General features: G+C 72.4%; 21 protein-coding genes and 2 tRNA genes. 10 read left to right on the forward strand and 13 right to left on the reverse strand.

The genetic code is table 11. The features are described from left to right. Window positions 1-5: 5 nt before the first annotated feature. Window positions 6-311: a hypothetical protein gene (locus ABZS80_RS05005; protein ID WP_355054496.1), complete on the reverse strand. Its 306-nt coding sequence runs from the start codon at window positions 309-311 to the stop codon at window positions 6-8. A 174-nt stretch (window positions 312-485) separates the two neighbouring features. On the opposite strand from ABZS80_RS05005, the gene ABZS80_RS05010 reads away from it, so the two are divergent. Together ABZS80_RS05010 and ABZS80_RS05015 are read left to right on the forward strand one after the other, a co-directional pair. After that, window positions 486-5,048, forward strand: coding sequence for an HAD-IC family P-type ATPase (locus tag ABZS80_RS05010; RefSeq protein ID WP_355054497.1), 4,563 nt, complete (start codon window positions 486-488; stop codon window positions 5,046-5,048). Next, a complete protein-coding gene (locus ABZS80_RS05015; RefSeq protein ID WP_355054498.1) occupies window positions 5,038-5,826 on the forward strand; it encodes an MBL fold metallo-hydrolase in 789 nt (262 codons plus the stop codon). The genes ABZS80_RS05010 and ABZS80_RS05015 overlap by 11 nt, the downstream gene beginning before the upstream one ends. A 55-nt stretch (window positions 5,827-5,881) precedes the next feature. Here ABZS80_RS05015 and ABZS80_RS05020 read toward each other — a convergent pair whose 3' ends face one another. Then, window positions 5,882-6,301: a CBS domain-containing protein gene (locus ABZS80_RS05020; RefSeq protein ID WP_151460567.1), complete on the reverse strand. Its 420-nt coding sequence runs from the start codon at window positions 6,299-6,301 to the stop codon at window positions 5,882-5,884. A 118-nt stretch (window positions 6,302-6,419) separates the two neighbouring features. Between ABZS80_RS05020 and ABZS80_RS05025 the strand changes: the two genes are divergently transcribed. Beyond that, on the forward strand, window positions 6,420-6,881 hold the full coding sequence (locus ABZS80_RS05025) for a GNAT family N-acetyltransferase (RefSeq protein ID WP_355054499.1): 462 nt from the start codon (window positions 6,420-6,422) through the stop codon (window positions 6,879-6,881). A 4-nt stretch (window positions 6,882-6,885) separates the two neighbouring features. Here ABZS80_RS05025 and ABZS80_RS05030 read toward each other — a convergent pair whose 3' ends face one another. Continuing rightward, window positions 6,886-7,833 carry an L-threonylcarbamoyladenylate synthase gene (locus tag ABZS80_RS05030; protein ID WP_355054672.1) on the reverse strand — a complete coding sequence of 316 codons (948 nt, stop codon included), beginning with the start codon at window positions 7,831-7,833 and terminating at the stop codon, window positions 6,886-6,888. Window positions 7,834-7,908: 75 nt separating this feature from the next. Here ABZS80_RS05030 and ABZS80_RS05035 point away from each other — a divergent pair, with 75 nt between their 5' ends. After that, window positions 7,909-8,460, forward strand: coding sequence for a hypothetical protein (locus ABZS80_RS05035; protein ID WP_355054500.1), 552 nt, complete (start codon window positions 7,909-7,911; stop codon window positions 8,458-8,460). 51 nt (window positions 8,461-8,511) lie between these two features. Beyond that, a complete protein-coding gene (locus ABZS80_RS05040; RefSeq protein WP_355054673.1) occupies window positions 8,512-9,402 on the forward strand; it encodes an aminoglycoside phosphotransferase family protein in 891 nt (296 codons plus the stop codon). 34 nt (window positions 9,403-9,436) lie between these two features. Here ABZS80_RS05040 and ABZS80_RS05045 read toward each other — a convergent pair whose 3' ends face one another. Continuing rightward, window positions 9,437-10,045, reverse strand: a complete 609-nt coding sequence (locus ABZS80_RS05045) for a helix-turn-helix domain-containing protein (RefSeq protein WP_355054501.1) — start codon at window positions 10,043-10,045, stop codon at window positions 9,437-9,439. A 63-nt stretch (window positions 10,046-10,108) separates the two neighbouring features. On the opposite strand from ABZS80_RS05045, the gene ABZS80_RS05050 reads away from it, so the two are divergent. Continuing rightward, on the forward strand, window positions 10,109-10,699 hold the full coding sequence (locus ABZS80_RS05050; RefSeq protein WP_355054502.1) for a dienelactone hydrolase family protein: 591 nt from the start codon (window positions 10,109-10,111) through the stop codon (window positions 10,697-10,699). Window positions 10,700-10,703: 4 nt separating this feature from the next. Here the strand turns inward: ABZS80_RS05050 and ABZS80_RS05055 are convergent, their stop codons facing one another. Continuing rightward, window positions 10,704-11,057, reverse strand: a complete 354-nt coding sequence (locus tag ABZS80_RS05055) for a hypothetical protein (RefSeq protein ID WP_355054503.1) — start codon at window positions 11,055-11,057, stop codon at window positions 10,704-10,706. Between the two features lie 313 nt (window positions 11,058-11,370). Between ABZS80_RS05055 and ABZS80_RS05060 the strand changes: the two genes are divergently transcribed. Beyond that, window positions 11,371-12,075, forward strand: coding sequence for a VOC family protein (locus tag ABZS80_RS05060; protein WP_355054674.1), 705 nt, complete (start codon window positions 11,371-11,373; stop codon window positions 12,073-12,075). A gap of 73 nt (window positions 12,076-12,148) precedes the next feature. Here ABZS80_RS05060 and ABZS80_RS05065 read toward each other — a convergent pair whose 3' ends face one another. Beyond that, window positions 12,149-12,454, reverse strand: a complete 306-nt coding sequence (locus ABZS80_RS05065) for a hypothetical protein (protein WP_355054504.1) — start codon at window positions 12,452-12,454, stop codon at window positions 12,149-12,151. Between the two features lie 46 nt (window positions 12,455-12,500). Between ABZS80_RS05065 and ABZS80_RS05070 the strand changes: the two genes are divergently transcribed. Both ABZS80_RS05070 and ABZS80_RS05075 read left to right on the forward strand, forming a co-directional pair. Then, window positions 12,501-12,797, forward strand: coding sequence for a hypothetical protein (locus tag ABZS80_RS05070; RefSeq protein ID WP_355054505.1), 297 nt, complete (start codon window positions 12,501-12,503; stop codon window positions 12,795-12,797). A 279-nt stretch (window positions 12,798-13,076) separates the two neighbouring features. Further along, window positions 13,077-14,228, forward strand: coding sequence for an epoxide hydrolase family protein (locus ABZS80_RS05075; RefSeq protein ID WP_355054506.1), 1,152 nt, complete (start codon window positions 13,077-13,079; stop codon window positions 14,226-14,228). Between the two features lie 405 nt (window positions 14,229-14,633). Here the strand turns inward: ABZS80_RS05075 and ABZS80_RS05080 are convergent, their stop codons facing one another. Together ABZS80_RS05080 and ABZS80_RS05085 are read right to left on the reverse strand one after the other, a co-directional pair. Beyond that, window positions 14,634-14,993 carry a hypothetical protein gene (locus tag ABZS80_RS05080; RefSeq protein ID WP_355054507.1) on the reverse strand — a complete coding sequence of 120 codons (360 nt, stop codon included), beginning with the start codon at window positions 14,991-14,993 and terminating at the stop codon, window positions 14,634-14,636. Between the two features lie 231 nt (window positions 14,994-15,224). Beyond that, window positions 15,225-15,770 (reverse strand): GNAT family N-acetyltransferase, encoded by a 546-nt coding sequence (locus ABZS80_RS05085; protein ID WP_355054508.1) that lies wholly within the window; start codon window positions 15,768-15,770, stop codon window positions 15,225-15,227. 922 nt (window positions 15,771-16,692) lie between these two features. Between ABZS80_RS05085 and ABZS80_RS05090 the strand changes: the two genes are divergently transcribed. Continuing rightward, window positions 16,693-16,821: a hypothetical protein gene (locus ABZS80_RS05090; RefSeq protein ID WP_355054509.1), complete on the forward strand. Its 129-nt coding sequence runs from the start codon at window positions 16,693-16,695 to the stop codon at window positions 16,819-16,821. A gap of 55 nt (window positions 16,822-16,876) precedes the next feature. Here the strand turns inward: ABZS80_RS05090 and ABZS80_RS05095 are convergent. The 5 genes from ABZS80_RS05095 to gyrA all read right to left on the reverse strand — a co-directional run bounded on the left by ABZS80_RS05095 (window position 16,877) and on the right by gyrA (window position 20,828). Beyond that, window positions 16,877-16,952, reverse strand: a tRNA-Ala gene (locus ABZS80_RS05095). Between the two features lie 40 nt (window positions 16,953-16,992). Continuing rightward, the gene (locus ABZS80_RS05100) at window positions 16,993-17,121 is read right to left on the reverse strand and encodes a DLW-39 family protein (protein WP_208818042.1); all 129 of its coding nucleotides are present in this window, start codon (window positions 17,119-17,121) and stop codon (window positions 16,993-16,995) included. A 43-nt stretch (window positions 17,122-17,164) separates the two neighbouring features. Next, window positions 17,165-17,238 (reverse strand) — tRNA-Ile (locus ABZS80_RS05105). Window positions 17,239-17,387: 149 nt separating this feature from the next. Continuing rightward, complete coding sequence (locus ABZS80_RS05110; RefSeq protein ID WP_355054510.1) at window positions 17,388-18,299, reverse strand: DUF3566 domain-containing protein; 912 nt, start codon at window positions 18,297-18,299, stop codon at window positions 17,388-17,390. 3 nt (window positions 18,300-18,302) lie between these two features. Further along, window positions 18,303-20,828, reverse strand: coding sequence for a DNA gyrase subunit A (gene gyrA, locus ABZS80_RS05115; RefSeq protein ID WP_355054511.1), 2,526 nt, complete (start codon window positions 20,826-20,828; stop codon window positions 18,303-18,305). Between the last annotated feature and the right edge of the window lie 33 nt (window positions 20,829-20,861).

Below are 20,861 nucleotides of genomic sequence, written 5' to 3' on the forward strand. Positions count from 1 at the left end.
TCTCGTCAGGCCGACTCCAGGGCCTCACCCACCCCCTTCACCAGTCCCGAATAGTGCTGGTCGGCCAGGACGTGCCCGGCGGTGATGACCAGGGCCATCGGCCACTCGATGACCTGGAGCGCGGCGAGCACGCCCAGCCCCGCGTAGTAGGCCAGCTTGTCGGGCGGCGGCACCGCCACCTCGCCCAGCATCGGGATCTCCACCCGCCGGCAGTAGGTGTTGATCATCTCTCGCGACCCGCTGAGATGTCGTGTCAGCGTGCTCATTCGCGCCTCCCCGGTTCCGACGACGATAACGATCTCTGGCGGCATTCCACCGGCCTCCCCGTCCATGCCCCGGGCAGGGCGGAAACTTCCCCTCCCTGAGGGGCATAACGGACGCTGCGGCGGGAAGTCGGGCTCGCCGGGACGAGGTGCGGGAGGCGAGATGGCGTACGGCGACGGGAGCACCGGGAAGCGGGGCCGGCAACCCGGCCGTACGCCTCGATGACCTCGCTGGGCCGCGTCGCCGGTCTCCTGCTGTCGCCGGCCGCCGTCCCCGACGCGGTGGCCCGGGTCGCGCGTACCGTCGCCACCGCGGTGCCGGACACCGCCCGTACCGTCGGGTCCGCCCTGCCGGAGACGGCCAGGAACGCCGTGCCGGACAGCGTCGCCGACGCGGCGGGGACCGTGGGCGCGGCGGCGGCCCGGCTGGCCCGCCTCGCCGGGCTGACCCGGCGCCGGGTCTGGTCGCGCGACGGCCGGCACCACATCGAGGTGCACGGCGTCTGCCAGGACGGCGGGGACCGGCTGGCCCGGCAGGTCGAGGCGGCGCTGGAGGCGATGCCCGGCGTGACGTGGGCCCGGGTCAACGCCCCGTCCGGCCGGGTGGTCGTGGCGGTCGAGGAGCCGAAGCCGAGGCTGCGCGACCTGATCGCCACCGTGTCGCGAACCGAGCGGGTCTGCCCGCACGAGCCGGACCCGGACATCCCGCCGCCGCGCCCTCCCGAGGAGGGACCGCGCACGCCCCGGACGATGGGCGCGCTGGCCTCGGACGCGCTCGGCCTGACCATCTCGGCGGCCACCCGGATCCTGCCGTTCGCCCCGGTCCCCGGTGAGGTGGCCGGCTTCCTCGCCGCGGTCGACCTGCACCCGAAGCTGCACGCGCTCGCCGACCGGGGCCTGCGCGCCGACCCCCGCGCCGACCTGATCTTCCCGCTCGCCGAGGCGGTGGTCCAGGGGCTCACGGGCGGCTGGGCCGCCATCGTGCTCGACGGCGCGCAGCGGGTGGTGCAGTGGGGTGAGGCGCGGGCCCAGCTCGCCGCGTGGGCGAAGGCCGAACCGAGGCTGACCGGCGATCCGGACCGCGCGGTCGCCCGGGTGCCGGACGGCGAACGGCCGTGCCCGGTCCCGGACGGCCCGGCCGAGCGCTACGTGAGCCGGATGCTCGCGGCGGGGGCGGCGGCCGGGGCGGCGGCGCTGCCGGTGGCCGGCGGGAAGCGGGCCGCCGCGCTGGCCCTGTCGTCGCTGCCCAAGGCGCCGGGCAGCGGCCGCGAGGGGTACGCCGCTCAGCTCGGTTCGATGCTCGCCCGGCGCGGGGTGATCGCCATGGACCGCAGCGTGCTGCGCGAGCTGGACCGGATCGACACGGTGGTGCTGGACGCCGCGATCCTCGGCTCCGACCGGGGCGTGCTGGCCGACCTGGCGCCGCTGCCCGGCGCGGACACCGGTCAGGTGGCCGGCCGGGCGTTCGCCCTGTTCGACCCGGCCGCCCCGGAGGCCGTCCGGAACGCGGGCGGCTGGCGGCTCGGCCCGTTGGACCGGCTGGACGCCCACGACCCCGGGGACACCCCGGACAGCGCACGGCTACGCGGGGAGGGCGGCCGGCTGCTCGGGCTGGCCGAGGGCGGGCGGCTCGCCGCCGTGCTGCGGGTCGAGCCGGAGCCCGTTCCGGGGGTGGACGCCCTGGCGACCGCCGCCCGCCACGCCGGCCTGCGGCTCGTGGTCGCCGGGGACGACGACGGCCGGTTCGACTTCGCCGACGCCCTCGTGCCCGGCGGCGGCCGGCTCGCCGATTCGGTCCGCGACCTGCAACGCGAGGGCGCGGTGGTGATGGTGGTCTCCGGCGACCGGGCCGCGCTCGGCGCCGCCGACTGCGGGCTGGGCGTCTCCGCACCGGACGACCTGCCGCCCTGGGGCGCGCATCTGCTGGTCGGCGAAGACCTGCGGATCCCCGCCCTGCTCATCGACGCGACCGGGGTGGCCCGGCGGATGACCGGGCAGAACATCCGGATCGCGATGGCCGGCACCGGGCTGGGGGCGCTGGGCGCGTTCACCGCCGAGCGGGAGCGGCTGCCCGCCCGCGCCCTCGCCGCGGTGAACGGCGCCGCCGCGCTCGCCTTCGCCCACGGCGTCTGGCGGGCCCACCGGCTGCCGGACCGGACGCGCACGCCGGTGCCCGCGCTCACCGCCTGGCACCTGATGCCGGTGGAGACCGTCCTCGACCAGCTCGGCACCCACGCCGAGGGGCTGACCGGCGAAGAGGCGGCCCGCCGCCGGCGCGCCGTGACCGGGGACGGGCACGGGTCGGCCGGGCTGCTCCGCGCCTTCGTGGACGAGCTGTCGAACCCGCTCACCCCGGTGCTCGCCGCCGGGGCCGTGCTCTCCGCGACGTTCGGCTCGCTGGTCGACGCCGCCCTGGTCGGCGGCGTGGTGGGTGGCTCGGCGCTGATCGGCGCGGTGCATCAGCGCAACACCGAACGGTCCCTGGCCGAGCTGCTGTCCCGCTCGGCGGTGACCGCCCGGGTGCTGCGCGACGGCGCCGAGCGGGTGGTGGCCGCCGAGGAACTGGTTGCCGGGGACGTGGTCGCGCTGGGGTCCGGCGACGCCGTCCCGGCCGACTGCCGGGTGCTGACCAGCGACGGGCTGGAGGCCGACGAGTCGTCGCTGACCGGGGAATCACTGCCGGTGGGCAAGAGCGCCGAGCCGGTGGTGGCCGCCGCGGTCGCCGAGCGGCACTCGATGCTCTACGAGGGCACCACGGTCGCCGCGGGCCGCGGCACCGCCGTGGTGGTGGCCACCGGTGAGGAGACCGAGGCGGGGCGCAGTCTCGCGCTGGCCCGGCAGGCGCCCCCGGCCAGCGGGGTGGAGACCCGGCTCGGGAAGCTGACCAGCGCCGCCCTGCCGCTGGCCGCCGGCTCGGCCGTCGCGGTGGCCGGGGCAGGGCTGCTCCGGGGCGTACCCCTGGTGGAGACGGCGGCGACCGCCGCGAACCTGGCCGTGGCCTCGGTGCCCGAGGGCCTGCCGTTCCTGGTCAGCGCGGCGCAGCTGGCGGCGGCGCGGCGGCTGGCCGAGCACGGCGCGCTGGTGCGCAACCCGCGGACCATCGAGGCGCTGGGCCGGGTCGACGTGCTCTGCTTCGACAAGACCGGCACCCTCACCGAGGGCAAGCTGCTGCTGGCCGGGGTGGGTGGCGGCCACGACCGGTACGCCCCGCCGGACCGGCTGGACGGTCCGCTGCGGCAGACCCTGGCCGCCGCGCTGCGGGCCACCCCGCCGGCGGCCGACCCGGACGAGCTGCCCCAGCAGACCGACCGCGCGGTACGCCGCGGCGCGGGCACCGCCGACGTCGTGGAGCAGACCGGCGTGCCGGACTGGACCGCGGTGGGCGGGCTGCCGTTCGAGCCGTCCCGGGGTTACCACGCCACCGTCGGCCGCACCGCCGACGGGCTGCTGCTCAGCGTGAAGGGTGCGCCCGAGTCGGTGCTGCCGCGCTGCGCGGCCCGGCGGACGGCCGGGGGCGACACGCCGCTCGACGCGGCCGGCCGGGACGCGCTGCACGCGATGCTCGCCGAGCGGGCCGGGGCCGGGCACCGCATCCTGGCCGTCGCCGAGTGCCGGGTGGGGGCCGAGTCGGTGACCGACGAGCAGGTCGACGGGCTGGTCTTCGTCGGTTTCCTGGCCCTCGCCGACGGGGTGCGCGACAGCGCGGCGCCCGCGGTGCGGCGGATCCGGCAGGCCGGCGTGCACACCGTCATGATCACCGGGGACCATCCGGCCACCGCCGAGGCGATCGCCGCCACCATCAGCCCCGACCACGGGGAACAGCGGGTGGTCACCGCCACCGAGCTGGACCGGCTCGACGACGAGGCCCTCGCGGAGCGGCTCATGGCCACCGACGTGGTGGCCCGCTGCACCCCGGCGCACAAGGTGCGGATCATCCAGGCGTTGCAACACCAGGGCCGGACGGTCGCGATGACCGGCGACGGCGCCAACGACGCCCCGGCCATCCGCCTCGCCGACGTGGGCATCGCGCTCGGCCAGCGCGGCACCCCGGCGGCCCGCGCCGCCGCCGACCTGGTGGTCACCGACGACCGGCTGGAGACGATCATCGCCACGCTCGTGGAGGGGCGGGCCATGTGGTCGTCGGTCCGCCACGCGCTGAGCATCCTGGTCGGCGGCAACCTCGGCGAGATCGCGTTCAGCGTGCTGACCGCCGCCAGCACCGGCCGGTCGGCGCTCACCGGCCGGCAACTGCTCCTGGTCAACCTGCTCACCGACCTGGCGCCGGCGCTGGCCATCGCGGTCCGTCCCCCCGCCTCCGACGGGGCCGACCACCTGCTGCGGGAGGGACCCGACACATCGCTCGGCGAGACGCTGACCCGGGAGATCGCGCTGCGAGCCGGCGCCACCACGCTGGGCGCGACCGCGGGCTGGACGCTCGCCCGGTGGACCGGCCGGGAGCGCCGGGCCGGCACGGTCGCGCTCGCCTCGCTGGTCGGCACCCAGCTCGGCCAGACCGTGCTGGCCGGCGGCACCAGCCCCGCCGTGCTGGCCTCCACCGCCGCCTCGATCGGCGCCCTGGTCGTCGTGGTGCAGACCCCCGGGGTCAGCCAGTTCTTCGGCTGCACCCCGCTCGGCCCGGTGGGCTGGAGCATCGCCGCCGGCTCCGCGCTCGGGGCCACCTTCGCCAACGGCGCGCTGACCCGGCTGGTCGACCGCCTGCCCCAACGCGGCCCGCGCCCGCATGGCGAGGCCGATCAGGGGTACGGCGAAGAGCATGACGCCTGAGGTGACCTTCGTCGGTACGGCGACGACGGTGTTGCGGATCGGCGGGTTCACCCTGCTCACCGACCCGAACTTCCTGCACCGGGGCCAGCGGGCCTACCTGGGCAGGGGGCTGTGGTCGAAGCGGAGCACCGACCCGGCGCTGACCATTCCCGAGCTGCCCAGACTGGACGCCGTGGTCCTGTCCCACCTGCACGGCGACCACTTCGACCGGGTGGCCCGGCGCGGGCTGGACCACGCCCTGCCGATCCTCACCACACCCCAGGCGGAGCGGAAGCTGCGCCGCTGGGGGTTCCAGGCGGCGGAAGGGCTGCCCACCTGGCGCTCGCACGAGCTGCACCGCGGGGACGAGACGCTGCGGCTGACCGCGCTGCCCGGGCAGCACGGGCCCGGCGCGCTGGACCGGCTGATGCCCGACGTGATGGGCACCCTGATCGACCTGGAACACGCCGGCGAGCGCCGGTTCCGGCTCTACGTCACCGGGGACACGCTGCGCCGACCCCAGCTCGCGCAGATCCCCGAACGGTTCCCGGGCATCGACGCCATGCTCATCCACCTCGGCGGCACCAGGGTCGCCGGCATCCTGCTCACCATGGACGCGCGGCAGGGCGCGGACGTGGTGGAGCTGATCCGTCCCCGGCTCACCGTGCCGATCCACTACGACGACTACCCGGTGTTCCGCTCCCCGCTGCGGCACTTCGTCGAGGAGGCCCGCCGGCGCGGCTTCGTCGGGCAGGTCCGCACCGTCCACCGGGGCGAGACCGTGCCGCTGACCCCCTGACGCGGCTCGCCGCCCCACCCGGCGCGAGGCCGGAGGGGCGGCGGGACGGATCCGGTCAGGCGCGCTCGGAGATCGCCTCGATGAGGTCACCCACCGGGCGTTCCGGCAGCGAGCGGGCCACGTCGGCGACGGCCACGATGCCGACGAGTTCGTGCCCGTCGATCACCGGCAGCCGGCGTACCTTGTGCTCGCCCATGGTCCGCAGGATCTCGGCCGCGTCGTCGTCCGCGCCGATGGTCACGGCCTCGCCCTGGGCCAGCTCACCGGCCGTCACGTCGGCCGGGTCCTTCCCCTGGGCCAGCACCTTCACCACGATGTCCCGGTCGGTCACCATGCCCTTGAGGCGGTTGTCGTCGCCGCAGATCGGCAGCGAGCCCACCCCGAGCTCGGCCATCCGCCGGGCGGCGGTCCGGAGGTCGTCCTGCTCCCGGACACAGCTCACGTCGCTGGTCATGATCTCGCGTGCGGTCGGCATTGGCATGACACCTCACTTTCGGGGGGTTGTTGTCCGTACTCCTACCCCCACCCGCGGCAGCCATGCGGCGGTGGAAATGGGTTCGATCGCGCGTCGGCCCGGCGGCTAGGGTGCCGGCGTGCCGTCACCCCGCCTGGAGCAGATCACCCCGGACAACGTCCTGGCCGCCTGCGCGATCGCCGTCCGTCCCGACCAGGAGGGGCTCGTCGCGCCCGTCGCCCGGTCGCTGGCCGAGGCGTACGCCCAGCCGGCGGTCGCCTGGCCGCGGCTGATCGTCGACGACGACCGGCCGGTGGGCTTCCTGATGGCCTTCCTCGACGTCCGGTGGCGTGCGGACGGCCCGGCCGACGTCCGCTCCGGCCTGTGGCGGCTGAACATCGCCGCGGACCAGCAGGGCCGGGGCTACGGGCGGTTCGCCGTGGGGGCGCTCGCCGACGAGTTGCGCCGCCGGGGCACGGACCGGATGTTCGTCACCTGGGCGCCCGGCCCCCACGGCCCGGAGCGCTTCTACCAGCGCCTCGGCTTCCAGCTCACCGGTGAGACGAGCGGCGACCAGGTGGTCGGCGTGCTGGCCCTCTGACCGGTCAGTGCCAGGTGGCGGCGGCCCGCCGCAGCCGGTCGTTGATGGCCCGGCCCACCCCGACCTCGGGGACCGGCTCGGCGACGATCTCGGTGACCCCGGTGGCGTCGAGCCGGTGCAGGGCGTCGAAGAGCCGCGCGGCCGCCGCCGTCAGGTCACCGTCGGGCGACAGCACCTCCACCGCCGCCCAGTCACCCTCCGCCGGCGGCTCCCGGAAGGCCAGGAACCCGCGCCGGCCGCCGTCCCCCTCGGCCGCCGCGCCCAACCGCAACGGGGTACGCGGGGCGTAGTGTGCGGCCAGCGTCCCGGGCGCCACCGGCTGGCCCGAGCTGCCCTGGCGTACCTCGACCGGCCCGACCGCCTCGACCAGCGCCTCCACCGGCAGTGCGCCCAGCCGGAGCACCACCGGCCGCCCGCCCCGCGCGTCCACGATGGTCGACTCGATCCCGCACCGGGTCGGCCCGCCGTCGAGCACCACGTCCACGGCGGCGCCCAGCCCGGCCACCACGTGCTCGGCCCGGGTGGGGCTGAGCTGCCCGAACCGGTTGGCGCTGGGCGCGGCCACCGGCACACCGGCGGCGGCGATCAACGCCCGCGCGGACGGCTCGTCGGGCACCCGCACGGCCATGGTGTCCAGGCCGGACGTGACGATCGGCGGGATCGCCGCCGGCCGGTCCACGATCAGGGTGAGCGGGCCCGGCCAGAAGCGCTCCACCAGCGCGGCCACCGCGGGCGGTACCGCACCGACCAGACCGGGCAGGTCGGCGGCGTCGGCCAGGTGGCTGATCAGGGGGTCGAAGCTGGGCCGGGCCTTCGCCTCGAAGATCCGGGCCGCCGCCCTGGCGTCCAGCGCGTTCGCCCCCAGCCCGTAGACCGTCTCGGTGGGGAAGGCGACCAGCCCGCCGGAGCGCAGGACGGCGGCGGCCTCGGCGATGCCGCTCTCGGCCGGCAGGACGCGCGGGGATCCGGTGCTCACGCACCCGACGCTAGCCTGCCGGGGCGGCCCGCCCGGCACTACCCTGCCCCCATGGGCAGGCGGGTGGCGCTGGCGGTGGCCGCCGTCCTCGTGCTGGTCGGCGGTCTCGGCCTGCTGACCGCGCTGCCGGCCGTCCAGCGGGCCGTCTCGCCGCACGCCGAGCCCACGCCCCTCCCAGTCCACCTCACCGGCCAGCGCTACGACGACCTCACGGTCGACCTCCACCCCGGCCGGTACGCCGTCTGGGCCACCCGGCCGACCACCTCGCCGGACCGCGACCGCTGCCGGGTGACCGGCCCGGACGGGCGGCCGGTGCCGGTGGCCGAACCCGGGCCCGTGATCGAGTGGGCCGAGGCGGCCACGGACGACACGATCTGGACCTGGACGGCCACCTTCGCCGCCCCGACCGCCGGCGGCTACCGCCTCACCTGCCGGCTCGACCCCGACGCCCCCGGCCAGCAGTACGCGGTCACCCGGGAACCGGACCGCCGGCTCGCCCTGCGTCTGCGGCTGGAACTCTGGCGCGGACTGCTGGTGGCGGCCCTGCCGGCCGGCCTGGTGATCCTCGGCATGACGCTGACCTGGCGCCGCCGGGCGGACTGAATCCGTTTGCGGCCCACGCCGGGCCGAATCAGGATGGTCGCCGTGACCCGGATGAAGATGCACGCCGACGAGGTGCTGACCGACGCCGACCTGGTCCGCCGGCTGCTCGCCGCCCAGTTTCCGCAGTGGGCCGGGCGGCCGCTCCGCCTCGTTCCCTCGCACGGGACGGACCACGACGTCTACCGGCTCGGCGACGACCTCGCGGTGCGGATGCCCCGGGTCGGCTGGGCCACGGAACAGGCGGCCCGCGAGGCCGAGTGGCTGCCCCGGCTTGCCCCGCACCTGCCGCTCGCCCTGCCCGTGCCGGTGGCCATGGGCCGCCCCGCCGAGGGCTACCCCTTCGACTGGTCGGTCTACGAATGGCTGCCGGGTGAGAGCGCCAGCACCGCCCGGTACGACCGGGACGCGGCAGCGGTCGACCTGGCCGCCTTCATCGCCGCGATGCGGGAGATCGACACGGCCGACGCGTATCCCCGGCCACCTCGCGCCCGGGGCGCGGACCTCGCGGAACTGGACGAGGGGGTCCGCGACGCGGTGCGCCGGCTCGGCGACCGGGTCGACGGCGCCGCGGTGCTGCGCGCCTGGCAGGAGTCCCTGGACGCACCGGCCTGGAGCGGGCCGGGGCTCTGGCTGCACGGCGACCTGCTGCCCGGCAACCTCCTGGTGGTCGATGGCCGGCTCTCCGCGGTCATCGATTTCGGCGGGCTCAACGTCGGCGACCCGGCCTGCGACCTGCAACCGGCGTGGAACCTGTTCACCGGCGGCAGCCGCGACCGGTTCCGCGCCGAACTGGCCGTGGACGACGCCTCCTGGCTGCGCGGCCGGGGCTGGGCGCTGCTCCAGGCGGTGATCGCGCTGCCCTACTACTGGGAAACCAACCCGGGGATGGTCCGGCAGACCTCCCACGCGCTGCGCGAGGTGCTCGCCGACGCCGACCGCTGACCCGCGCGGCGATCCGGCGGGCCGGGGCCCACCCCTACCGGGCGGCGTCGCCGTCGGGCCGGTCGGCCGGGCTCCGGTCAGTGTCCGGGAGGGTGGGCGCGTCGGTCGGATAGAGGCCGGCGACGAACCCGTACACCTGGTCGCCGGAGCGGGGGATCTGGGCGAAGCGGCGGGCGAGCGCCTGGACCTCCGCCCAGAACGTCCGCACCTCCTCGATCGGGATGCGCGCGTGGACGAGCGTGCACCGCAGGTCGTCGGCGGCGTGGGCCGCGGCGGATTCGGCGGCCGCCTCGGCGAGGCCGTTGATGCGCGCGACGACCTGCTTGTCCTCGGGCCGGTTGAGCACGCCGACATAGAACGTGCGGGCGACCCGGCCGTAGAAGCGCTCCTCGATGGCCCGGACCCGTCGCGTCCGCACCACCCGGAGCAGGCCGGCCTCGACCAGCAGGTTCACGTGGTAGGCCACGCTGCTCTTCGGTCGGTCGACCGCCCGGGCCATCTCGTTGACCGTGGCGGCCCGCTCCAGGACCAGCTCCAGCAGGGTGGAGCGCAGCGGGTCGGCCAGCGCGCGCAACTGCTCGGGCGCGGTGACCACGAGCAGCTCGTCGAGGTCGTAATCCGGGATCTGCTGATTGACCGACATTTCTCGACCGTTCTAGAATTCTGGATCATTCGATCGCTCTGGTTCGATGACAGGAGTCTAGAGATGGCCGACATCGTCCTCTTCCACCACATCCAAGGGCTCACCGACGGCGTCCACGCCTTCGCCGACCAGCTGCGCGCCGGCGGGCACACCGTGCACACCCCCGACCTCTTCGACGGCGAGCGCCCGGCGACCATCGAGGACGGCGCCGCGCTGACGAAGCGCATCGGCGGCGCGACGCTCGACGAGCGCGCCGACCGGGCCGTGGCCGACCTCCCGAAGGATCTCGTCTACGCCGGCATCTCCTGGGGCGCCGCCACCGCCCAGCGGCTCGCCCAGACCCGGCCCGGCGCCCGCGGCGCCCTGCTCTACGAGTCCTGCCTGCCGGTCACCGGCGAGTGGGCCGTCGGCCCGTGGCCGGACGACGTCCCCGTGCAGATCCACGGCATGGACAAGGACCCGTTCTTCGCGCTGGAGGGCGACATCGACTCCGCCCGCGAGCTGGTCGGGATCGTCGGGCCCGAGCGAGGCGAGCTGTTCGTCTACCCGGGCGACGCACACCTGTTCACCGACAGCTCGCTGCCCTCCTACGACGCGGACGCGACGGCGCTCGCGGTGCGGCGCTCGCGGGAGTTCCTCGACCGGCTGGGGTGACCGGTCAGCGGCACACCGCCGCCACGTTGACGAAGAGGCCGCACGAGGCGACCGTCGTCAACACGATCGCGCCGGCCGCCCGCAGCGCGACGTCGACACCACCACGACCGCGCCGGGTGACCGACAACGTCTGCTCCAGGACGACCAGGAACACCCAGCCGAACAGCAGGAGCGTGAGATAGAAGTCCCAGGCGGGGTTCCCGAACGCGCTCGCGTTGCCGTTCCCGCCGTAGTTGGGGCAGTCCTCGTAACGGGTGATCGGCTGGAGGACCGCCAGCAGGGCCACGAAGAAGGCGCCGCCGACGAGACAGACCCAGAAGCCGCTGAGACGGGACGGCGACTTCCGGTTTTCGATCATCGACTCAGCCTAGAGACGTGCCGGTTCAGCCGGGGCCCCGGCGACCATGCATCGTCCTCGCCATGCTCGTCCGGTTCATCGGGCTCGCCGATGCCGTTGTGCTCGCACCCGACCGCTCCACCCTTGCTCGCGCGCGAAGGGCAGCGGCACCACCTTCCCGAGATGCTTCGCGCCGACGCCACGGTCGTCGCAGCAGGCTCGGATGTGGAACACGTTCCTGCAGGGCGCCTAGGCGAGGTGTGGGCGTGCGGTCCGAGCGCGTGGCGCGCGAAACCGCCTTGTTGTCGTGCTGGCCCGTCTCTACGGTGCAGTGATGCTCTTGCGAACGCTGACGCTGACCGTCGATGCGCACGATCCCGCCCGTCTCGCGCAGTTCTGGGCCGGAATGCTGGGCCGGGAGGTCGTCGAGGACGCCGGTGCTGCGCTCCTGCCGGGCGATGACACCCAGGTCAGCCTCCAGTTCGTCCCGAGCGACGCGAAGAAGCTGGGGCCGAACCGCATCCACCTTCACCTGACCAGCACCAGCCTCGCGAACCAGCAGCACAAGGTGGCGACGGCACTGGGGCTCGGCGGCGGCCACCTCGACGTCGGGCAGCGCCCCGAGGAGGGGCACATCGTCCTGGCCGACCCCGAGGGCAACGAGTTCTGCGTGATCGAGCCGGGCAACTCCTTCCTCGCCGGATGCGGCCTGCTCGGGGAACTCGCCTGCGACGGCACGCGGGAGGTCGGCCGTTTCTGGAGCGAGGCGCTGGGCTGGCCGCTGGTGTGGGACCAGGACGACGAGACCGCGATCCAGTCACCGCACGGCGGCACGAAGGTCGCATGGGGAGGCCCGCCCGTGGCCCCGAAAGAGGCGAGGAACCGACAGCGCTTCGGCCTCGCCCCGACCGGTGGCGATCAGGACGCGGAGGTCGACCGGCTGGTCTCCCTCGGGGCCACCCGGCTTGAGATCGGTGCAGATGGCACCGTCATGCTGGCCGATCCCGACGGCAACGAGTTCTCCGTCAAGAGCAACTAACCAGCCAGCTGCCTGTCCTGCCGGCTGATGGTTGACGTGGGGTCGGCCAGGTATCGTCACCGCTCCACGAAGATCATGAGATGGGATGCGCGTTGATGGGGCGACGGTTCGGGCTCTGCGTGGTGGTCGCGGCGACGCTGCTGGCCGCGTCGGCGTGTGACGGCACCTCCGAGGTGCCGGGCACGGCCGCCGCCGCGGAGGCCAGTGCCTCCACGGGGTCCGCCACCCCCACGCCCACGGCGTCCCCGGCGGCCACGCCGACCCGGGTGGCCAAGCCCTCCCCGACCCCACGGTCCTCGGGGAGCCCACGGTCCTCGGCGGCGCCCACGACCAGGAAGGCCACGCAAGCGGCCACCACGAGCAACAAGGCGGCCTGCACGGCCGTCAAGGTTCCGCTGGAAAAGGGCATCGCCGGTCTGATCGCGTTGGACGCGATCGCGTCCAGTGCCACGACGGAGAACGAGATCCGCTCCGCGATGGGGGAGACGATCACCCGGCTGGTCAACCTCGAGGCGGCGGCGAACAAGGTTGCCGCCGAGCAGACCGACCGCACGCTGCGGAGCAACTTCAGGGCCCTCGCCGTGGCCGCAGGCCTGAAATACACCAAGATCCGCTCGGTCAAACCCGCCAATGTGGAAGGGGTCCGGAACGTGGCAAGCGACACCGCGGCCCTGGAGAGCGCGGTCAACAAGCTCGAAGCGACCTGCGGCAAATACTGGTAGCCCGTGCCGGGGCGGCTTGGCCTACTGCCAAGAGGCCAATTCGGCAGTGCACGCCGTCACCGCTGGGTCCTCCGTCGCTGATGTGCGGCAGTCGTCCGTCAACTGATCTGCGACACCTCGGCGCGCTGATCGCGGCAGAAGAGGATGTGTAGGGTGACCCGCGTCAGCGATGAGGGGAGGCGAGCCCGGTGAACACTCAATGTCACGTCTGGGCGCTCCAACCGGCTGTCCCTGTCCGCTGACCTTGCGTCGGGGAGCGCCCTCCTAGCCGGAGGAACAATGACCTTCTCCCCGTTCCGTATCGATGTATCCGACGAGGTACTCGACGACCTTCGGGCCCGCCTGGCCCGTAGCCGCTTCACGGACCGCAGCGGCGACCAGCCGTGGCAGGCCGGCGCGGACCCCGACTACCTGCGGCACCTGCTGTCCTACTGGCTCGACGGGTTCGACTGGCGCGCCCGGGAAGTCGAACTCAACGCACTGCCGCATTACCAGGCCCAGATCGGCGGCCGGCGCATGCACTTCCTTCGCGTACCCGGGACGCGTCCGGAAGGCGCACCCGCACCGCTGCCGCTGATCCTGAGTCACGGCTGGCCCAGCAGCTTCGTGGAGATGCTGCCGCTGGTCGACCGTCTGACCAACCCCGCTCGCCACGGGGGCGACCCCGACGACGCGTTCGACGTGGTGGTCCCCTCGCTGCCAGGCTTTCTGTACTCGGAGCTGCCGAAGGGTCCGCTCACCCGCGCTGCGATGGCTCAGACGCTGCACCTGTTGATGACCGACGTCCTTGGCTACCAGCGTTACGGCGCCTTCGGTGGCGATGTCGGCGGCGTGGTCACCGGTTGGCTGGGCGCTCTGTACCCCGAGCAGGTGGCCGGCATTCACATGATCCACCCACCGTTCCCGGCCAGCTTCGATTCCCACCCGTTGTCGCCGGCCGAGCAGGCGTTTCTCGACGCCGAAGCGGCGTACGACGAGACTGACGGCGGCTACAGCGCCATCATGGGCACCCGCCCGGACACCATCGCCGCGGCGCTGGTCGACTCGCCGGCCGGACTGGCCGCCTGGCTCGTCGACAAGTACCGAGACTGGAGCGACAACCACGGGGACCTGGAAAGCCGGTTCGACCGGGACACCCTGCTCACGATCATCACCCTGTACTGGGCGAGCGGCACCATCGGCTCCTCGTTCCGGCAGTACTTCGACTTTCATCACAACAGTCCACGACCTGACATCACGGTGCCGTCGGCGTTCACGGTGAGCACCGAACCGTCGATGGTCAACTTCCCGCGCGAGATCGCCGAACGCGCCTGCACCGACATCCGGCACTGGAGCGAACCAGGTAGGGGCGGACACTTCATGCCGCTGGAGGAGCCGGACCTGCTCGCCGGCGAACTGCGGCAGTTCTTCACGTCGCTCCGCCGGTACTGATCAGCAAGGGAGCCGGGTCACACCGGCCCGGCTCCCGCTGCCAGGTTCCGCATGCATCGATCGAGAAGCTACCCGTGACGCCATCCGATGGAGCCGCGGAACGTTAACCGGCGCTTCGAGCAGCTGCGTACGGCGGCCGGGCTCGTCAGGCTGCCTCCGCCATCGATCGGGTGCTGGGCGAGGAGGGGACGGCGTGACCGCTCGTCTGTACTGGCGACCGAGATCAGCCGAAGAAAGTGTTGGTGGAGCCCAGGGGACTCGAACCCCTAACCCCTGCCTTGCAAAGATCAAGACTTCTGTCGGTCGGCGTCGGTCACTGCCGCTGACCTGCTCGCCGGGTCGCCTACCGTCGACGCCGGACCGTGTCCGTCGGCGGGCTTGGCTGTACGGATGGCTGTACTGCCGTTATCCAACCTGTGCGGCGGCTTCCTCGGCGAGGGCCTGCGGCCAGATCGCGACGAAGTCCGCCATCGTCGAATCCCAGGGCCCGACGGATTCAACGAAGGACACCGCCACGAGCTCCCGCGTGCGGGGGTCCGGGCTGGCCATAGCGGCATCCAGGAACGCGAGGCATCGAGCGAGAATGTCTGCTCGCCTGTGCTTCCATGCGTCCAAGACGAAGGGCACCACGTCACAGCCGAAGAAGACATGCTGGAGGATCTCGTCATTGTCCCGGATGTGCTCGTTCAAGGCGTCGCGCAGCTCTGGGACGACCTCGATCAGCGCCGGTACGACGCCGCCATACGTCAGGTCCGGGGTCGCCACCCGGTAAGTATGACCGCTAGTGACAGGTCAACCGGGCTGGTCGGGAACCTCAGTTTGGAAGAGCGTGCTCAACCGGTCGTGATGCCCGAAATGCCTGCGGGCGGCGGCCGACCCGGTTGCCTCTCGTGCCCGCCCGTGCCCGCTGCACGCCACGGTTACTGGCCCACGGATGGCCCATGCCGGCCTTCGGATTAGAAGAAGATCCAAAGGGCCTGTAGCGGAACTACGCGCCTACGTCTGTGAAACCGCATCCGCACGCTTGCGGTACAGCACGCAACGGCGCAAGGGACCCTCGTCCACGTCGGGGTCGTCAAAGTCCTCACCCGGGTCTGTGGTCATGCCAATCCGGCGCATCACCGCCTGCGAACGCAGGTTCGCCTTTGTGGTCACCGCCAAAATTTCGGTCAACCCGACCTTGTCAAAGCCGTATCGCAACACCGCCAGCGCCGCCTCCGTGGCGTACCCGTGCCCCCAAGCTGACCGGGACAGTCGCCAGCCAGCCTCCACGCCGGTAAACGGCATGCCCTCGTCCACCACGTCCAGGCCGGCGAACCCGACGAATTGCCTTGTGTCGCGGACCTCCACAGCCCAGAAGCCGAACCCATTCCGGTCTAGGTCTTCCTGGAAGCTGCGCATCGAGGCTGCGGCCTGCTCCGGAGTGAGTAGCGGCCCGAGATGCTCGCGGACCTCCGGGTCGGCGTTCATGGCCGTCCACGGCGACAGGTCGGAGTCCCGCCAGTCCCGCAGGATGAGCCGCTCAGTCTCGATCTCCACCATCGGGCGAACCTATGCAGCCCGCCGGAGCTCGGCAAGGCATTATCCGAGCCGGGCCCCGATGCTGCCCCCATCTCCTGGATAGGTGCCAAGGACTGCGGCGGCGCTGTCGGGGGCTCCTCGGGTGGTCGCCAAGGACGGGCGGACCCTGACGCCAGAGCAGGCACGGACCCTGTTAGCCGCGGTCCGGGGTGAGCGGAAGGAAGCCTTGGTCACGATCATGCTGGCCTACGGCCTGCGACCTTGGCTGCTAGCGCCGCACAAAGATCAGGCAGGCCACAGAGGCCGTGATGGTGATAAAAGCCGCTGCGCTCAGCGCTACTGCGACCGGATGCGGAGTCGATGGAAACTCCGCTGACGCTCCCAGGGCGATAGTGACACCTATCAGAGCGACGGAACTGCCTCTGCGCAACGGCAGCGGTGCGAGACCCTGAAGTGGCCACGGAACACGCCGCGTGACGATTATTCCGATGCCTAGAGCTATGGCAGCGATGCCGAAAAGCTCAAAGACCAACAGGACGGCGACAGGGGGGATGCTGACGAGGTGAGCACGGCGTGATCTTCACACGCCTGAATTCCAGTGGCTACCCCGACTGCGCGGCGAGACTGGCGTTGCCAACCGGACCCCTAGCATTCTTCCTCCCTGAGGGACGACGGGGTCGACGGCATGCTGGCTTTAGCGGATCTCCTCGTCGGGCAGTCGCCAGACCGTCCAGCCCTTGTGGTGCCCGGCGAGGTGAGCCGCGGCGGCATCTCTGAGGAGGGTCGGGGTTCGGGGCGGAGCCCCGACGTCTTCATGGTTTGGCAATCCCGAAGCGTGGCCGGCCGGCCCGGCTGATGCCGGCCGGAGGTCGCCAGCAGGCCGGGGCCGGGCCGGCGCGGCCCGCTTGCGGGCCGCCTTGACCAGGGCGAAGAGCTGCGCACGGTGATGGAGCTGCTTGGGCACTCCACGATCCGGATGACGGCCGACACCTACGGGCACGTCCTGCCGGCGCGCGCTCGTCAGGCTGCCTCGGCCATCGATCGGGTGCTGGGCGAGGAGGGGACGGCGTGACCGCTTGGCTGTACGGATGGCTGTACTCGGGACCGAGATCAACCGGTGGAAGTGCTGGTGGAGCCCAGGGGACTCGAACCCCTAACCCCTGCCTTGCAAAGGCAGTGCTCTGCCAGTTGAGCTAGGGCCCCGAGGCGGGCGGATTCGCCCGGTGCTGCCGGTCCGGCGCGCTCAGCGCAGGTCGGGCGCGGTGGTCGCCTCGTGCCAGAGCGCGCGCTCGTCGTTCGAGGCCTTGATCTTCTTGGCCACGACGGCGGCGACGCCGACGACGCCGGCCAGGATCAGGAGCTTCTTGAACATGGGCTTGACCCCTCGCGCTCGACGACCGTCGGACGGTGTGCGGTGGGGCTAGCTGGAATCGAACCAGCGACCTCAGAGTTATCAGCTCTGCGCTCTAACCGACTGAGCTATAGCCCCGCGTAGCGACGAGCAAGGTTAACCCATCGCCGCCGTGGCGCCCAAATCGGGGGGCCGTGGCGGCGCGCTCACCCGCGCCACCCTGAAACTACCCGGACATGCAACGCCGGGGCGACCGCTTTACGCGGTGCCCCGGCGTCGTCGTCGGGTCAGTCCCGCTCGGCGAGCGTCAGCTCGATCCCGCCGACCAGATCGGCGCAGACGTTGTAGACGAACGCGCCCAGCGTGGCCAGCGCGGTGAAGAGCACGACGTTGACCAGGCCGATCAGCGCGGAGCTGAGGATCACGCCCTTGGCGGTGATCCGGAAGCCGCCGCCGCCACCCTGGCCGCCGCCGGCGTTCACCAGGTCGGTGAGGCTGTCGTTGACGCTCTTGAACACGCCCATGGCGTCCAGCGCCAGGTAGAGCACCGAGGTGGCGACGACCACCACGATGAAGAGCACCACGGAGACCGCGAACGCGAACTTCATCACGGACCAGGGATCGATCCGCTTGAGGTTCAGCCGGGCCCGGCGCGGTCCGCGCGACGCGGCCGAGCTGACCGAGGTACGGGCGGCGCGTACCGCCTCACCCACGCGCGCGGCCCCGACGGCGGCCGCACCGCCGATCCCCGGCGGCAGCCCGCCCCCGTTGGCGGGGCGGGCCGTGGCGGCGGGGCGGCCGCCGTCCGGGGACGGCTTCGGTGCGGTGCCCAGGCCGGCGCCGACGCGCGGCTGGGTGCCGGTGGTGCCGGTGGACGGCCGGGCGGCCGCCGCGGGCTTGGGCGGCTGGGGGGTCTCGCCCGGCTTCGCCGCGGCCGGTGCGGCCAGGCCGTCGGCCGACGTCGGAGCGTCGACCTTTGTCTCGGCCTGGTCGGACGGCCGCGACTCCTCGCCGGCGGTTTCCGGCGGCGGGGTCATGCCGGGAGCCCGGGTGAATTTCGGGGCAGGCGCGTCGGCGGGGACGGTGGCCCGACCCACGGCCGCGCGGCCGGTCGCTGGTGTACCGCCCTGTGCGGCCTCCTCGTCGACCGGGTTGGCCGAGGTCCCCGTGTTCCCCGACTTCGCCTGTGTCTCCGTCATCAACTAGTCCTGTTCGTCAGGCTCGTCGGCATTGCGAGCAATCGCCACGATAGTCACGCCGTCCGGGAGGTCCATCAGCTTGACCCCCATTGTGTTCCGGTCACGCGTACGGCGTACAGGCTTCACCGGAGTCCGGATGACGCCACCGTTGCTGGTGATGGCGAACAGTTCGTCGTCCGGACTGATCACCACCGCGCCGACCAGACCACCGCGTCGCTCGGTGATCTTCGCAGTCAGCACGCCCTTACCTCCCCGGCCCTGGACCGGGTATTCCTCGATCGGGGTTCGTTTCGCGTACCCCCCGTTCGTCGCGACCAGCACGTCCATGTCCATGCCCTCGCGGACGACCTCCATCGCCAGGAGGACATCCTCCTCGCTGAACCGCATGCCGATCACCCCGGAGGTGGCCCGGCCCATCGGGCGCAGCGCCTCGTCACTGGCGTTGAAGCGGATGGCCTGGGCGTTCTTGCTGACCAGCAGCAGGTCGTCCGTCGGGGCGACCAGGGCAGCACCGACCAGCTCGTCCTCATCGCGCAGGTTGATCGCGATGACTCCGCCGGAACGGTTGGAGTCGAACTCCTCGAGCCGCGTCTTCTTCACCAGGCCGTTCTTCGTGGCCAGTACCAGGTAGGGCGCCACCTGGTAGTTCGGGATTTCGATGATCTGCGCGATCTGCTCGTCCGCTTGGAAGGCGAGCAGGTTGGCCACGTGCTGGCCCTTGGCCACCCTACTGGCTTCGGGAAGTTCGTAGGCTTTGGCCCGGTAGACCCGACCCTTGTTCGTGAAGAACAGGATCCAGTCGTGGGTGGAGCATACGAAGAAGTGGCTGACGATGTCGTCCTGCCGCAGCGTCGCCCCGCTGACGCCCTTGCCGCCGCGCCGCTGCGAGCGGTAGAGGTCGGCCTTGGTGCGCTTGGCGTACCCGGTGCGGGTGATCGTGACGACCACGTCCTCGCGGGCGATGAGGTCCTCCATCGAGACCTCGCCGTCGAACGGCACGATCTTGGTGCGCCGGTCGTCGCCCCACTTGGCGACGATCTCGCCCAGCTCCTCGGAGACGATCCGCCGCTGCCGCTCGGGCTTGGCCAGGATGTCCTTGAGGTCGGCGATCTCGACCTCGAGCTTGGCCAGGTCGTCCAGGATCCGCTGCCGCTCCAGGGCGGCCAGCCGGCGCAGCTGCATGTCGAGGATGGCGGTCGCCTGAACCTCGTCGATCTCCAGCAGCCGGATGAGGCCCTGGCGGGCGTCCTCGACGGTGGGCGAGCGCCGGATCAGGGCGATCACCTCGTCGAGCGCGTCCAGCGCCTTGGCCAGACCGCGCAGGATGTGCGCCCGCTCTTCGGCCTTGCGCAGCCGGAACGCGGTCCGCCGGCGGATGACCTCGATCTGGTGCTCGACGTAGTAGCGGATGAACTGGGCCAGGTTGAGCGTGCGCGGCACGCCGTCGACCAGCGCCAGCATGTTGGCGCCGAAGGTCTCCTGGAGCTGGGTGTGCTTGTAGAGGTTGTTCAGCACCACCTTGGCGACCGCGTCGCGCTTGAGCACGAGCACGATCCGCATGCCGGTGCGCCCGGAGGACTCGTCGCGGATGTCGGCGATCCCGGCGAGCTTGCCCTCCTTGATCAGCTCGGCGATCCGCTCGGCCAGGTTGTCCGGGTTGACCTGGTAGGGCAGCTCGCTGACCACCAGGGCCGGCCGGCCGCGCTTGTCCTCCTCGACCTCGACCACGGCGCGCATCCGGATCGAGCCGCGCCCGGTCCGGTAGGCGTCCTGGATGGCGGCCTGGCCGACGATCAGGCCGTGGGTCGGGAAGTCCGGGCCCTTGACGATCTCCAGCAGCGCCTCGAGGGTGGTGGCCTCGTCGGCCTCCGGGTTCTCCAGGCACCACTGCACGGCCGCGCCGATCTCGCGCAGGTTGTGCGGCGGGATCTTGGTGGCCATGCCGACCGCGATGCCCTCGGAGCCGTTGACCAGCAGGTTCGGGATCCGCGACGGCAGGATGGTGGGCTCCTTGGCCCGGCCGTCGTAGTTGTCCTGGAGGTCGACGGTGTCCTCGTCGATGTCCCGGAGCATCTCCATGGCCAGCGGGTCGAGCTTGCACTCGGTGTACCGCATGGCCGCGGCCGGGTCGTTGCCCGGCGAGCCGAAGTTGCCGTTGCCGTCGACCAGCGGGTAGCGCAGCGACCAGGGCTGCGCCATCCGGACCAGCGCGTCGTAGATGGCGGAGTCGCCGTGCGGGTGGAACTGACCCATCACGTCACCGACGACGCGGGAGCACTTCACGTAGCCGCGGTCCGGCCGGTAGCCGGAGTCGAACATGGCGTAGAGGATCTTGCGGTGGACCGGCTTGAGCCCGTCCCGGACGTCCGGCAGGGCCCGCCCGACGATCACGCTCATCGCGTAGTCGAGGTAGGAGCGCTGCATCTCGACCTCGAGCCCGACCGGCTCGATCCGGTCGTGCGCGACGACCGCGGCCAGTGTCTCCGGGGTCTCCGGCTCGTTCGGCGTGGACTCGGGAGTATCGGTCACTGTTAACCCTTATCAGACTCAGAGTCGTTTTCG

This window comes from Micromonospora sp. NPDC005305, from assembly GCF_040607315.1.
Taxonomy (GTDB): Bacteria; Actinomycetota; Actinomycetes; order Mycobacteriales; family Micromonosporaceae; genus Micromonospora.

Bases quoted from the DNA above. Each gene is read 5' to 3' on its own strand.
- ABZS80_RS05010 (WP_355054497.1), top strand. From the start codon at position 486: ATGACCTCGCTGGGCCGCGTCGCCGGTCTCCTGCTGTCGCCGGCCGCC.
- ABZS80_RS05100 (WP_208818042.1), bottom strand. From the start codon at position 17,121: ATGTTCAAGAAGCTCCTGATCCTGGCCGGCGTCGTCGGCGTCGCCGCC.
- ABZS80_RS05045 (WP_355054501.1), bottom strand. From the start codon at position 10,045: ATGTCGGTCAATCAGCAGATCCCGGATTACGACCTCGACGAGCTGCTC.
- ABZS80_RS05005 (WP_355054496.1), bottom strand. From the start codon at position 311: ATGCCGCCAGAGATCGTTATCGTCGTCGGAACCGGGGAGGCGCGAATG.
- ABZS80_RS05020 (WP_151460567.1), bottom strand. From the start codon at position 6,301: ATGCCGACCGCACGCGAGATCATGACCAGCGACGTGAGCTGTGTCCGG.
- ABZS80_RS05110 (WP_355054510.1), bottom strand. From the start codon at position 18,299: ATGACGGAGACACAGGCGAAGTCGGGGAACACGGGGACCTCGGCCAAC.
- ABZS80_RS05075 (WP_355054506.1), top strand. From the start codon at position 13,077: ATGACCTTCTCCCCGTTCCGTATCGATGTATCCGACGAGGTACTCGAC.
- ABZS80_RS05035 (WP_355054500.1), top strand. From the start codon at position 7,909: ATGGGCAGGCGGGTGGCGCTGGCGGTGGCCGCCGTCCTCGTGCTGGTC.
- ABZS80_RS05040 (WP_355054673.1), top strand. From the start codon at position 8,512: ATGAAGATGCACGCCGACGAGGTGCTGACCGACGCCGACCTGGTCCGC.
- ABZS80_RS05050 (WP_355054502.1), top strand. From the start codon at position 10,109: ATGGCCGACATCGTCCTCTTCCACCACATCCAAGGGCTCACCGACGGC.
- ABZS80_RS05055 (WP_355054503.1), bottom strand. From the start codon at position 11,057: ATGATCGAAAACCGGAAGTCGCCGTCCCGTCTCAGCGGCTTCTGGGTC.
- ABZS80_RS05085 (WP_355054508.1), bottom strand. From the start codon at position 15,770: ATGGTGGAGATCGAGACTGAGCGGCTCATCCTGCGGGACTGGCGGGAC.
- ABZS80_RS05015 (WP_355054498.1), top strand. From the start codon at position 5,038: ATGACGCCTGAGGTGACCTTCGTCGGTACGGCGACGACGGTGTTGCGG.
- ABZS80_RS05060 (WP_355054674.1), top strand. From the start codon at position 11,371: ATGCTCTTGCGAACGCTGACGCTGACCGTCGATGCGCACGATCCCGCC.